This is a genomic window from Fictibacillus solisalsi, from assembly GCF_900103485.1.
GTDB lineage: Bacteria > Bacillota > Bacilli > Bacillales > Fictibacillaceae > Fictibacillus_C > Fictibacillus_C solisalsi.
The window spans coordinates 132,874-145,126 of record NZ_FNHW01000003.1 but is presented as its reverse complement, the minus strand read 5'-3'; the positions used below and the strand labels follow the sequence as shown (position 1 = coordinate 145,126).

Annotated in this window: 12 protein-coding genes; 1 reads left to right on the top strand and 11 read right to left on the bottom strand. The window is 47.4% G+C overall.

All coding sequences use genetic code 11. The annotated features are described in order from the left end of the window. From BLT53_RS20255 to BLT53_RS20210, 10 genes are all read right to left on the bottom strand, one after another. The gene (locus BLT53_RS20255) at positions 1-1,242 is read right to left on the bottom strand and encodes a dihydrolipoamide acetyltransferase family protein (protein ID WP_090237853.1); all 1,242 of its coding nucleotides are present in this window, start codon (positions 1,240-1,242) and stop codon (positions 1-3) included. A gap of 12 nt (positions 1,243-1,254) precedes the next feature. Beyond that, positions 1,255-2,253, bottom strand: a complete 999-nt coding sequence (locus BLT53_RS20250) for an alpha-ketoacid dehydrogenase subunit beta (RefSeq protein WP_090237850.1) — start codon at positions 2,251-2,253, stop codon at positions 1,255-1,257. 1 nt (position 2,254) lies between these two features. Continuing rightward, positions 2,255-3,316, bottom strand: a complete 1,062-nt coding sequence (pdhA, locus tag BLT53_RS20245) for a pyruvate dehydrogenase (acetyl-transferring) E1 component subunit alpha (protein WP_090237847.1) — start codon at positions 3,314-3,316, stop codon at positions 2,255-2,257. 28 nt (positions 3,317-3,344) lie between these two features. Then, positions 3,345-4,445: a Leu/Phe/Val dehydrogenase gene (locus tag BLT53_RS20240; protein WP_090237844.1), complete on the bottom strand. Its 1,101-nt coding sequence runs from the start codon at positions 4,443-4,445 to the stop codon at positions 3,345-3,347. Between the two features lie 64 nt (positions 4,446-4,509). Continuing rightward, positions 4,510-4,908 carry a thioesterase family protein gene (locus BLT53_RS20235; RefSeq protein ID WP_090237841.1) on the bottom strand — a complete coding sequence of 133 codons (399 nt, stop codon included), beginning with the start codon at positions 4,906-4,908 and terminating at the stop codon, positions 4,510-4,512. A 251-nt stretch (positions 4,909-5,159) separates the two neighbouring features. Next, positions 5,160-6,494: a sodium-dependent transporter gene (locus BLT53_RS20230; protein ID WP_090237838.1), complete on the bottom strand. Its 1,335-nt coding sequence runs from the start codon at positions 6,492-6,494 to the stop codon at positions 5,160-5,162. A gap of 124 nt (positions 6,495-6,618) precedes the next feature. Further along, positions 6,619-7,413, bottom strand: coding sequence for an ABC transporter ATP-binding protein (locus BLT53_RS20225; protein WP_090238096.1), 795 nt, complete (start codon positions 7,411-7,413; stop codon positions 6,619-6,621). After that, the gene (locus BLT53_RS20220; RefSeq protein ID WP_090237835.1) at positions 7,388-8,407 is read right to left on the bottom strand and encodes an ABC transporter permease; all 1,020 of its coding nucleotides are present in this window, start codon (positions 8,405-8,407) and stop codon (positions 7,388-7,390) included. The genes BLT53_RS20225 and BLT53_RS20220 overlap by 26 nt, the downstream gene beginning before the upstream one ends. Before the next feature lie 146 nt (positions 8,408-8,553). Beyond that, positions 8,554-9,546 (bottom strand): ABC transporter substrate-binding protein, encoded by a 993-nt coding sequence (locus tag BLT53_RS20215; protein WP_090237831.1) that lies wholly within the window; start codon positions 9,544-9,546, stop codon positions 8,554-8,556. Between the two features lie 134 nt (positions 9,547-9,680). Continuing rightward, positions 9,681-10,649 carry an NAD(P)H-dependent flavin oxidoreductase gene (locus BLT53_RS20210; RefSeq protein ID WP_090237828.1) on the bottom strand — a complete coding sequence of 323 codons (969 nt, stop codon included), beginning with the start codon at positions 10,647-10,649 and terminating at the stop codon, positions 9,681-9,683. A gap of 60 nt (positions 10,650-10,709) precedes the next feature. On the opposite strand from BLT53_RS20210, the gene BLT53_RS20205 reads away from it, so the two are divergent. Then, complete coding sequence (locus BLT53_RS20205) at positions 10,710-11,222, top strand: gamma carbonic anhydrase family protein (protein ID WP_090237824.1); 513 nt, start codon at positions 10,710-10,712, stop codon at positions 11,220-11,222. Positions 11,223-11,280: 58 nt separating this feature from the next. Here the strand turns inward: BLT53_RS20205 and paaX are convergent, their stop codons facing one another. After that, entirely contained in the window at positions 11,281-12,168 is an 888-nt protein-coding gene (gene paaX, locus BLT53_RS20200) for a phenylacetic acid degradation operon negative regulatory protein PaaX (protein ID WP_090237821.1), read from the bottom strand. Between the last annotated feature and the right edge of the window lie 85 nt (positions 12,169-12,253).

Here is a 12,253-nt window from a genome sequence, read left to right as displayed (position 1 = left end):
TTATATCAGCTCCAATACCATAACCGAAGGATTTTCTATCAGTTCCTTGAACCGGTTTGTAAATTGTACTGCTGTTGCCCCGTCGGCCACACGGTGGTCAAAGGACATGGACACATTCATGACTGAACGGATTTGGATTTCATCTTGGATAACGACCGGCATTTTCTTTGTTTTATGAAAAGCCATTAAAGCGACCTCCGGAGCGTTAATGATCGGTGTTGCCCCCATGCTGCCAAGCGGTCCTACGTTGGAAATGGTAAACGTCCCGCCTGTGAGGTCTTCCCTCGTTAGCGTTCCTTCTTTTGCTTTTGTGATTTTCTCTTTCATGTCACGGTTGATGTCCTTTATGGAACGGCGTTCGACATTTTTAATGACCGGGACAATCAGCCCATCTTCTGCATCGGTCGCAATTCCGATGTTCACCTGCTTTTCAAGCCGGATGACTTCCTTTTCTTCATCCAATTTACTGTTAAAGATTGGGAAGTCGGCAAGTGCCAGCTGAATTGCCTTTATGAAAAAAGAGGCAACAGAAACCGTAAAACCTTTGCTGTTGGCAGGATCCAGCATTTTAAGCTGCTTTTTCAGATCCAGCACCTTCGTCATATCCACTTCTTCAAAGTGCGTCACATGGGGGATCGTAAACAGGGACTGCGTCATCTTTTTGGCAATTTGCTTCCTGCGTCCCCTGAATGGGATCTCTTCCGTCTGGCCCGCAGAGCCTTCTTTCTTTATAGCTTGGGCAACCGGCTGTTCTTTTCTTATGGAAGTCCCGGTTCCCTTGACGTAACGGAGAACATCTTCCTCCGTGATCCGCCCTGCTGGTCCTGTTCCGGTAATCTGCTCAATGTCCACGCCGTGGTCCCTTGCCACTTTTCGGGTATAGGGAGCGGCAAGCACCCGTTTGGTAAGCATGGTCAGAGATGCTTGCCGATTGGCAGGGCTGCTGTCCGCTTCAGCTTCCATTAAAGGTTCCTGTGATTTCAGCGTGTGGGGAACAGCGGATCCTCCTTCACTTTCAAGACAGAGCAGAACCGTTCCAACAGTAACGGTTTCTCCTTCCTTTACAAAAATGTCGGTTACTTTTCCTGCCACAGGGGATGGAAGCTCTGCGGTTACCTTGTCGGTCTGGACTTCAACCAGAGGCTGGTCAATGGAAACCACGTCCCCCGTTTTGACAAAAAAGTGCAGAATTTCACCCTCATGCATACCTTCACCTATATCGTGCAGCTTTACTTCCACCATAAACAAGCCCTCCTAAAAGTTGATCACTTTATGAATTGCAGATGTAATTCTTGCTGCATTGGGAAGGTAATGATCTTCCAGTGCAAACATCGGCACAGGTGTGTCGAACCCGGTAACCCTCTCGACAGGCGCCTTCATGTATAAGAAAGACGTGTCATTGATGAGCGAAATGAGAGTGTCCCCCAGACCGCCGGTGGATGGGGCTTCATGGACAATGACCGTTCTCCCCGTCTTCTGAACACTCCGGGCAATCAATTCTTTGTCCAGCGGATACAGTGTCCGCAGATCGATAACCTCCACGCTGATCCCTTTGCTTTCAGCTTCGTTCGCCGCTTTTAAAGAAGCGTCAACCATGGCGCCATAGGTCAAAAGGGTGACGTGTTCCCCCTCCTTCATCACGCGGCCTTTTCCGATTTCAACGGTATATTTGCTTTCGGGTACGTCCATCTTTGAACTTCTGTAACATCTCATCGGCTCCAGAAAAAGAACCGGGTCAGGGTCTTCGATGCTCGCAATGAGCAGCCCTTTCGCGTCATATGGATTGGACGGCACCACAACCTTGATGCCCGGCATGTGCGTAAACAGGGCTTCAACCGAATCTGAATGAATTTCCGGCGCACGTACTCCGGCACCAAATGGCGCACGGATGACCAGGGGAACGGTAAATGCTCCGAGCGTTCTGGAGCGTATTCTGGATGCATGCGTCATAATCTGGTTAAATGCCGGATAGACGAATCCAAGAAACTGCATTTCGGCAACCGGCCGGAATCCGTTCATGGCAAGGCCGATCGAGGTTCCAATAATGCCAGACTCGGCGAGCGGCGTATCGATAATGCGCTGATCCCCAAACTCTTCCATCAAACCGTCGGTTGCCCGGAATACTCCTCCATTTCGTCCGACATCCTCACCGAGAACAATCACATTTTCACTTTCTCTCAACATGGTTCTCAGTCCATCGGTAACTGCTTGAACAAGTGTCAGTTTCTTTGTGCCAACTGCTGCTGTCGCCATGCTATTCCCCCCTCACAAGTGCATATGCTTCTTTTTGGTCCTCAATGGGCCATGGATTTTCGGCAAACACATGGTCAAACATATCATTCACATGCGGTGGCTGTTCGTTCTCCATTTCATGTACCGAGGCTTCAATTTCCAGAGTAATGTCTTGTTCCAGCTGTTTCTGCCATGAAGAATCCCAGATGCCTTCCTGCTGCATATACTTCTCAAGACGAGCAAGAGGATCCGTGGTTTCACGACGGATCATACTTTCATCCTGGTCTCTGTATTTGGACGGATCGTCTGCTGTTGTATGAGCTCCATATCTCCAGGTAACCGCTTCAATCAGCGTCGGACCACCGCCTGAACGGGCCTTCTCCACCGCTGCTTTCGTATGGAAATAAACCGCAAACACATCATTTCCATCCAGCCTGATGCCTTCGATATCATACCCGACTGCCTTTTGAGCGATTGTTTTGGATTTCATTTGTTTTTCAACCGGAATTGATATGGCATACCCGTTATTCTGGTTAAAAAAGACCACCGGAATGTTAAACACACTGGCAAAATTCAAACCTTCATGAAAGTCGCCCTCAGATGTAGCGCCATCCCCAAAATAAACGATGGAGGCACGGTCCGTTCCTTTCATTTTTTCAGCCCATGCCGCTCCTGCAGCGTGGAGCAACTGGGAAGCGATGGGCACAGCAGGAGGAAAAATCTTTTTTCCCTCTGGAGGGATACAGCCTTCCTGGCGTCCTTTCCAATACAAAAGCACATTCTTTAACGAATGGCCAAACGTTAAGGTAGCCCCATGATCACGATAGGTCGGAAACATCCAGTCTCCTTCCTCCATTGCCATCGAACTGCCGATCTGCGCCGCTTCCTGGCCCTCAAAAGGAACATAGGTGCCGATGCGCCCCTGACGCTGAAGATTGACACCCTTTCGATCGAACAGCCGTGCTCTCAGCATTTTCGTATACAGTGTTTTTACAAGGCTCTCGTCCAGCATGCTTTTATAGACATCGTCCACCACTACGCCATCTTCATTCAGAATTTGTTTTTTTGGAAATTGGTTCTCCATGTTAGCTCCTCCTCGGTTTTAGGATCTTCTAATGCCTGACACTCCACTTTGGCCGCTTATGATGGGAAAAGAAACTGTTTCGCTTCTTTCTCTGCTCGATCCGGTCTTCGCAAAAACGATTTGCTGCTTCCATGGTTGAAAGATTCAGCTCCCTGCTTTGTTTATAGATTTCAAGAAGAGAGTCATAGATGGCCTTTGTCTGATTCAGCACGCGCGCTTTGTTCGGCCCGTACAGTTCATCGGCTACCTGGATCAGCCCTCCTGCGTTCACGATATAATCCGGTCCGTACAGAATCCCTTTTTGCTGGAGGTAGATTCCGTGTTTATCTTCAAGCAGCTGGTTGTTCGCACTCCCCACTACCGCTTTAACCTTCAGCCTGTCAATGGTCTCGTCATTCACGACACCCCCGAGCGCACAGGGAACAAAAATATCCGCATCCACTCCGTAGATTTCGTTCCCCTCAACCACTACCACGCTTCCGGGAAGAAGTTCGGCCCGCTCCACAATGCTTTTTTCTGCCTGCGGATTAATGTCGGTTACATAGACCCGGGCGCCTGCCGCTATCAGCTGCTCAGCCACTTTATATCCAACCTTTCCCAGTCCCTGGATACTGTAGGACATTTCGGAGAGATCCTCGGTTCCAAGAAGGCTCTGCAAGGTGGCTCTTAATCCGTAAATAACACCCTGGGCTGTCGGAACAGAAGAATCACCGCTTCCCCCGTATTCATCCGGCACTCCGACAATACATTCGGTTTCCTTTAATGCATGCACAAAATCCGACGGCGTTGTCCCCATATCTGTGCCGGTATAAAACCTTCCATTCAATGAATCTACGAACTGGCCAAACGCCCGGAACAGGGCGGGAGATTTATCGGTTGTAGGATCTCCGATGATGACCGACTTTCCTCCGCCGAAATCGACGTCGGCTCCTGCGCATTTATAGGTCATGCCACGGGACAGCCGGAGTACATCCTCAAGTGCTTCATCTGTGGATTTATACGGCCGCATTCTGCACCCCCCCAGAGCCGGCCCAAGCGTGGTATTATGTATGGCGATGATTGCTTTTAACCCGCTAGCCGGATCATTGCAGAATACAACTTGTTCATGCTGCGATATTTTTTCAAACATGCTTTCTCCCCCCTGATGATCCTTTGACTCTTTGTCGCTTTAAAGTAAGCGCTTACATTTCAATCTATAAAACTTTCATCTCTTCCAGCTTTTTCGAGATATGTTCCCTGGGCAAAATATATTGCGTGACTTCTCCCTGGCCCACCACCGCTTTTTCATTACGTACCTCTACCTCGCAAATCACAGCCTTTCCTTTCAATTTCGTCAGCGTTGCGGTGATGGATAGGGTCATACCTTCAGGTGTGGGAGCCAGATGAGTTGCTTTTATGCCACCGCCTATTCCTTCCTCTTCCTCTTCTAGAAAGGGAAGAATAATTTGCCTTGCCGCCCATTCCATATGGTAAACCATAGAAACGGTAGAATAGGCCGGATGAACCAGCTTTCCCTCAAACTGTGCAAACATTTCGGGTGTAACTGTGGCTGTTATCGTTGCCGTATTCCCAATCTTCATCCCTGGTTTCATCTTTTCACCTCATTATGAAATTGTTAAACCGCAAAGAATAAGGACATTTTCCAATTCCCGGTCCATGCCCTCTACTGCTCCATACTATTCAACTCAATAATTATATGACGTTTTCTTAACGTTATAATATCATTTTGTTAAATGATCAGTCAATGAGTACCCTTTGATTTCAAGTTATGTCATGCTCAAATGCGCAAAAAAGCCGGACCATGTGCAAGCCCGGCTTTTCCTTGAAAAGTTATCGAAGTGTATTAAAACAGCCCGATCTGATTTAAGAAAACAATTAAGATAACGATTGGCGTAACATAACGGATCAATAACAACCAAAGCGCAAAACTTTTTCTTCCCACTGTTGCCCCGCTTGTAAACTCATCGTACAGCTTGTTTTTGGGATAGCGGAAACCAACAAACAATGCAATAAAGAGCGCCCCGAGCGGAAGAAGAATGTTGCTGACAAGATAATCAAGTGAATCGAATATATTCTTGCCAAACAGTGTAATGTCACCCAATACGCCCATTGAAAGTGCTGAAGGAACTCCTGCAAGGAAAATAAGGATTCCCATAATCCAGGACCACTTTGCCCGCTCTGAAACGTCGTCCTTAATGATGGAAGCTACTATAATTTCCAGCATGGAAAATGCCGAAGTGAGTGTCGCAAATAAAAACAAAGCGAGAAAAATCACAAAGAAAACCTGGCCAAAAACGATTTTTTCAAACACCGCCGGCAGAACGACAAACAGCAGTCCCGGCCCTTCGGTTGGTTTTAAGCCAAGCGAGAAGACACCAGGAAAAATCGCCAATCCCGCAAGTAATGAAATCACAACGTTAAGGCTGACAATTGTCGTAGCGGATTTCGGCAGACTCTCCTCTTTTGACAGATAAGAGCTGTAGGTGGCCATCACGGAAATCCCTACACTCAGTGAAAAGAAGGACTGGCCGAGAGCAAACAGAACCGATTCCCCGGTGATGGATGAAAAATCCGGTTTCAGAAAAAATTCAACGCCTTTCATTGCCCCATCCAGGGTCAGAGAGCGGAGGATCAGAACGACAAACATGACGAAAAGAGCCGGCATCATGATGTTGTTCGCCACTTCAATCCCACTTTTTACACCTCTGGACACAACAAAAATCGTGATGGCCATAAATACAAACTGTGCAAGCACTACAGCGGCTGAATTTGAAATGGAGCTTCCGAACAAAGCGCTGTAATCCTGGCCAAACACCTGACCTGTCACACTTTTATATAAATAAAGCGTCACCCATCCGCCGATTACACTATAAAATGATAAAAGAATGAAGGCTGTAGCCACTCCCATTCTTCCAAGCCAGGGCCACTTGGAGCCTGGTGCAAGAATCCGGTACGCTGTAATGGCTTCCTTTTGTGCTCCCCTGCCAATGACAAACTCGGCCATCAGGAGAGGAAAACCAATAATAAAGGTAAAGAGCAAAAAGAGTAAAAAGAATGCACCTCCACCGCTTGTTCCTACAACGTAAGGAAATTTCCATATCGCCCCCAGCCCGATCGCAGAACCTGCTGCTGCCAGGATAAAGGCCAATTTTGACGTCCATTGCTCATGCTGCTTCAATAAAAATTTCCTCCCACTTGATTTTGATTCCTACCGTATATACAAGCTCAAAGTCTACCTGTTTTGGATAGAAAAATCAAGGCGTCTCAGCGTTCTCCCCTCTGATAAAGAGTTACAGGAGCGTTTATGAAAGCAACGCCCTGTCGCTAGCCATTTTTTCTCCGCGGATTCTTTGAAACTCTTCCAGCAGCCGTTCCACAGTAAGCTGCTTCTTGCTTTCCTCATCCACATCCAAAATGATCTGACCTTTATCCATCATGATCAAGCGGTTTCCAAGATCGATGGCCTGCTGCATATTGTGAGTGACCATCAACGTGGTTAAGCCGTGCTTTGAAACGATCTCTTTTGTTAAATCCGTGATCAGGGCGGCACGGGAAGGATCCAGTGCTGCTGTGTGCTCATCCAGCAACAGGATATCCGGTTCGGTGAATGTTGCCATCAGCAAGGAAAGCGCCTGGCGCTCACCACCGGATAACAGGCCTACTTTGGCCGTAAAACGGTTTTCCAGTCCCAAATGCAATGATTTTACAGCTTCCTGGAAAAACTCCTTTGATTTCTTTGTAATGCCCCGCTTCAGCGATCTTCGCTTGTTTCTCGCATAAGCCATGGCGAGGTTTTCCTCGATGGTCATGGTCGGAGCTGTACCTGCCATGGGGTCCTGAAAGACTCGGCCAATAAACCTTGACCGTTTATGCTCAGGAAGGTTGAGGACGCTTTTGCCTTTGATTAGCAGTTCGCCCATATCCGGATAAAGAACGCCCGAAATCACGTTCATGAGAGTGGATTTTCCTGCTCCGTTGCTGCCGATGACGGTAACAAAGTCACCGGGTTCAAGTTCCAGCCGGATGTTGGACAGGCCAATTTTTTCATCTGGTGTACCCTCGTTGAAGATTTTATGAACCGATTTTAGTTGCAGCAATTTCTTCACCCTTTCCTTCCAGAGCCTGACGGTGAAGCTGTCTTCTCTTCGCTTTTCTTGCCTGCTCTTTTCGTGCATCAAGCAATTTAGGCAGAACAAGTGAACAAACTACAATGAGGGCTGTAATCAGCTTCAGATCACCGGTTTCAAAAAATTCAATCTGCAGGGCGAAAGCAATGATAATGCGGTAGACAACCGCTCCCAGGATGACAGCAAGTGTTGCCCGGCCAATCGATTTTGTACCAAACAGTGCTTCACCAATAATAACGGAAGCCAGTCCTATAATGATCATCCCGATTCCCATTCCTACATCAGCAAATCCTCCATATTGAGCAATCAGTGCTCCAGCAAACGCGACCAATGCGTTGGAAAGACCCAATCCTAAAACGGTCAGGCTGTCCGTGTTTGCGGAAAAGCTCCGAATCATACGCTTATTGTCGCCTGTTGCACGTATTGCCAGGCCGACCTCCGTTCTCAAAAACCAGTCGGTGACAAACTTGATCAATAACGTAACAATAGCCATGACAAAAAATATCCCCCACGTTTTTGGCAGGCTTTCTCCCAATCCGATGGCTGTAAGCAGGTTATTGACCGTGCCGTCAATTCCGAGTTTCTGCCAAAAACCCGTGATGAGTGTAAACGAAGTATCTTCACCGAGAAGCGGAACATTCGACCGCTGGTCCATGATCCGAAGGTTGATGGAATAAAGAGCAATCATCATAAGAATACCTGACAAAAGCGGATTGATCTTTCCTTTTGTATGCAGAATCCCTGTGATACAGCCCGCTATAAAGCCCGCCAGCATGCCTGCTATGGTGGCCAAAAATGGATTCTGACCGTGCACAATCAGCGTGGCTGAAATGGCTGCTCCTGTAACAAAGCTGCCATCTACCGTCAGATCGGGAAAGTCCAGAATCCGGAAGGACAGGTATACCCCGAGAGCCATAATGGCGTAGATGACCCCGGACTCCAAGGCGCTAAAGAGTGCAAACATTATGTTATACCTCCTGTAAAATGCATTTAATATATTCTCAAAAGCTTTAAAATTACAAAAATCTCATAAAAAACGTGCCGGATTTGACCCAAAGACATTCTGTGCCAAACCCAACACATATGCATTACTCGGTAATTATTTTATAATTACTCGGTATATTCAGCTCTGGATTTCCATTCCGGCTTCAGTTTGACACCCATCGATTCTGCTGCTTTTTTATTAATCACAAGTTTAAGCTTTTGAGGATATTGCACTTTTAGTTCGCTTGGTTTTTTATCACCCTTCAGGATTTTAGCCGCCATCTCTCCTGCTTCATAACCAATGTCATAATAATCAAATCCATAAGCGGCAAAGGCTCCTCGCTTTACTGAATCCAGTTCACCGGCAAACATTGGAATATCTTTATCCTCTGCTACACTGATGACGGACTCCAGAGCAGAAACGACCGTGTTATCGGTGATAATGTAGAAAACATCCGCACGACCCACAAGGGACTCCGCTGCCTGTTTCACATCCGCTGAAGTGGATACACTGACTTCAACCGGCTTGAGATCTGATTTTTTCATCGCATCTTTTACAAGATCCACCTGAGCGACAGAATTTTGTTCCCCTTTGTTATAGATAAGGCCAACGGTTTTGGCGTCGGTTTCTTTATCAATAAATTCAATGGTTTTTGGGATGGCATCAGGATGCGTGTCCGTCGTTCCCGTAATGTTGTCTCCCGGCTCGTCAAAGCTTTTCACGAGCTTTGCTCCCACCGGGTCGGTAACGGATGTAAACACAATAGGAATATCTTTTGTCGCATTAAGAGCATGCTGCGCACTCGGGGTGGAGTTGGCAAAAATCAAATCCACATTGTCCCCAACCAGATTTTTTGCGATGGTCTGTGAATTGTTCGGATCGCCCTGGGCAAGCTGAACATCATACTTCACATTTTTCAGTCCATTGGCTGAAATCGCCTTTTTGAACCCCTTGTAAGCAGCGTCAAGTGATGGATGCTCCACAATCTGGGTGACTCCAATTTTGATCTCTTTATTCTTGGCTTCACCATTCACTTCTTTTCCATCCTTTGTGCCGCAGCCGCCAAGCAGCAACACTCCTGCCAGAGAAACGCCAAGCAAGCTTTTCCACCTTTTCATTCTCTTTTTCCCCCTTTTTACTCCGTCAGACATCTCCCTATCGTGCTGCAGTCCTTGTTGAACGGCCATGTCCCTGTAATTTGTCGAACTATTTACAAAATTTATTATATTATAAATCCCAGTCCTTTAAAAGGCTATTTCACGTTTTGCCACTGGGCGGTTTTCTCTGACTGGTCTTGGAGGGTTAGAGATGCTCCTTCCATGATCGATTGGATCAGTTCACTTGCAGAGGGCACGTTTTTAATCAGGCCGGCGACCTGGCCGCTGTTGATATACCCTTTTTCGAAATCGCCATCCATGGCACCGGCCAAATGGCGGTCTTCAGCTGTCTCCTCATTAAATTCCGCAAGCGTAATTCCCTTTTCTTCCCGAGACAGCAATTTCTCCGAATAAGGCGTACGCATCACTCTTCTTATTCGGCCGACCGACCGGCCCACGACCAGGGTATCCCTGTCTCCTGCTTTAATGAGAGCTTCTTTGTACCGAAGGTGAAACGGCGCTTCCTTTACCGATATAAACCGCGTTCCGAGCTGGACACCTTCCGCTCCCAGTACCATGGCGGCCGCCATACCTCTTTCGTCCCCTATTCCGCCGGCAGCCACCAGCGGTATGTTTATCGCATCTGCCACTTGCGGGATCAGGGTCATGGTTGTCGTCTCAAACGGAGAGTTTAATCCGGCTGCTTCATATCCCTCCGCCACAATTACGTCCGCTCCTGCATCTTCTGCTTTTTTGGCATGATAGACCGATCCCACGACACATATGACTTTTGTGCCGTGCGCCCGCAGCCGGGAAATGTAGGGGGCCGGATTTCCCGCTGATAGGGAAACCACCGGTACCCGGTATTTAATAATGTGTTCAAAAATTTCTTTTAGGTTGGATGCCACGGTGAGAGGGACGTTCACCGCAAATGGTTTTTCTGTTTTTGAAGCGGTCTCCGCAATAAGCGTTTCCACCTCTGAAGGAGAGCGGGTGCCAACTCCAATGGTGCCGAGAGCTCCTGCATTTGAAATCGCGGCTGTCAAAGGGGCATTGCTGGCATTTCCCATCCCTCCCTGAATAACCGGATAGCTGATTCCCAATTGCTTGCAAACTCTGTTCATCTTCTCTCACCTTTCTATGAATCTGTTATACTTAGGTAAAACAAAGGAAGGATGTTGCACATGAACTATCCATTTAATGGAAAAACTCCGCAAATTGATGAAAGCGCTTTTACAGCGCCAGGCGTACATATTATTGGCGATGTGACCATCGGCAAGGAATCCAGTATTTGGTTCAACAGCGTTCTTCGCGGAGACGAAGGACCCATTACCATCGGTGACCGCTGCAACATACAGGACAATTGCACGCTGCACCTTTATGAACAATTTCCCCTTGTCCTTGAAGATGAGGTCTCCGTCGGACACAATGTGATCCTGCATGGATGTACTGTCCGAAAAGGTGCCTTGATCGGAATGGGGGCGACGATTCTAGATGGAGCCGAGATTGGTGAGCAGGCATTTATTGGCGCGAACACTCTCGTTCCATCCGGCAAGAAAATACCTCCCCGGACGATGGTGATGGGCTCCCCAGGCAAGGTGGTCAGAGAGCTCACTGACAAGGATTTAGAGCTCATCTCGTTAACCATCGAAACATACCGGCAAAAAGGACAGCAATGTAAACAAGAATTAAAATAACGTTTTAAAAAAGCACTTTCCCTTGCGCCGGAAGTGCTTTTTGTTTGAGATAAAAGGCTTAAAGCTCCTGAATGAGCGGATGGTTCAGCGCATTATAGGATTTATCCTTCTTCAGCTCATTCCCCTCCTGATAGATCTTTTCAAAAAAGGAGCTTGAAGGAACTGCGAGTGTCCTGTAGTAATCGCCGAAAAGTGAGGCCGCATAATCTCCGAGCCAGTCGGAGGGCAGCAGTTCCTGCGGAAGGCCGGGATCTACAAACAGAAATTTCCGGTATTCATGGACAAGCTTCGTGCGCTCCACAAAGCATTCTCCATCGCTCATTTCGCCTTTTTCAATTTTATTTTTATCAATCACATATTTCTGGGAATACGTTTTAATGAATTCATCATACTTTTTATTCGTTTCCGCCAGATCCCAGCATTCATTGACGAGCTCCGCGTTCTTGTGCGGGCCCTCGTATTTTGCCGTGAAATAATGGACAAAATCCTGTATTTCATACTTCTCCATCATCTGTTTAATCTGTTCCCTCTGGTTATTCGGAGAGATCCAAAAGCTGTTGGCCAACAGACCAAAGCCGCTCCAGACGAGCTCTTTTCTCAGCTCATCCCTGATGCTCCGCTTTTCCTCGGGAATGGTGTACGTGAACATATACCAGGATCCGTCCCATTTTTCCGGCTGAAGCTTGAAGATCCGTTTGGCCGCCTCATCCATCCGCCTGACACCGCGCGGGGTTAAATAATAGTAGCTTTTGTTCCCCTGTTTGCGGGAAACAATCCAGCCCTGTTTGTTCATCCGTGAAATAGCGGCTCTTACCGCCTGCTCATTATGGCCGAATTCTTCGAGGAGCCGGATGAGGCTTCCGATCCAGATTTCATTTCCATAGTGCCGGATATAATCCCCATAAAGTGTAAAAATCATTGATCGTGTATTTAAACTGTTTTGCATCATGTTCCCTCATTTGCTTTGCTGTCCATTTTTAATGACTCTTATCCTACCAAAACCCGGGGGCCAGAACAAGACATCTGCGTCC

Coding starts and splice junctions, on each gene's coding strand:
- BLT53_RS20255 (WP_090237853.1), bottom strand. CDS start 1,242: ATGGTGGAAGTAAAGCTGCACGATATAGGTGAAGGTATGCATGAGGGT.
- BLT53_RS20250 (WP_090237850.1), bottom strand. CDS start 2,253: ATGGCGACAGCAGCAGTTGGCACAAAGAAACTGACACTTGTTCAAGCA.
- pdhA (WP_090237847.1), bottom strand. CDS start 3,316: ATGGAGAACCAATTTCCAAAAAAACAAATTCTGAATGAAGATGGCGTA.
- BLT53_RS20240 (WP_090237844.1), bottom strand. CDS start 4,445: ATGTTTGAAAAAATATCGCAGCATGAACAAGTTGTATTCTGCAATGAT.
- BLT53_RS20235 (WP_090237841.1), bottom strand. CDS start 4,908: ATGAAACCAGGGATGAAGATTGGGAATACGGCAACGATAACAGCCACA.
- BLT53_RS20220 (WP_090237835.1), bottom strand. CDS start 8,407: ATGTTTGCACTCTTTAGCGCCTTGGAGTCCGGGGTCATCTACGCCATT.
- BLT53_RS20215 (WP_090237831.1), bottom strand. CDS start 9,546: ATGAAAAGGTGGAAAAGCTTGCTTGGCGTTTCTCTGGCAGGAGTGTTG.
- BLT53_RS20210 (WP_090237828.1), bottom strand. CDS start 10,649: ATGAACAGAGTTTGCAAGCAATTGGGAATCAGCTATCCGGTTATTCAG.
- BLT53_RS20205 (WP_090237824.1), top strand. CDS start 10,710: ATGAACTATCCATTTAATGGAAAAACTCCGCAAATTGATGAAAGCGCT.
- paaX (WP_090237821.1), bottom strand. CDS start 12,168: ATGCAAAACAGTTTAAATACACGATCAATGATTTTTACACTTTATGGG.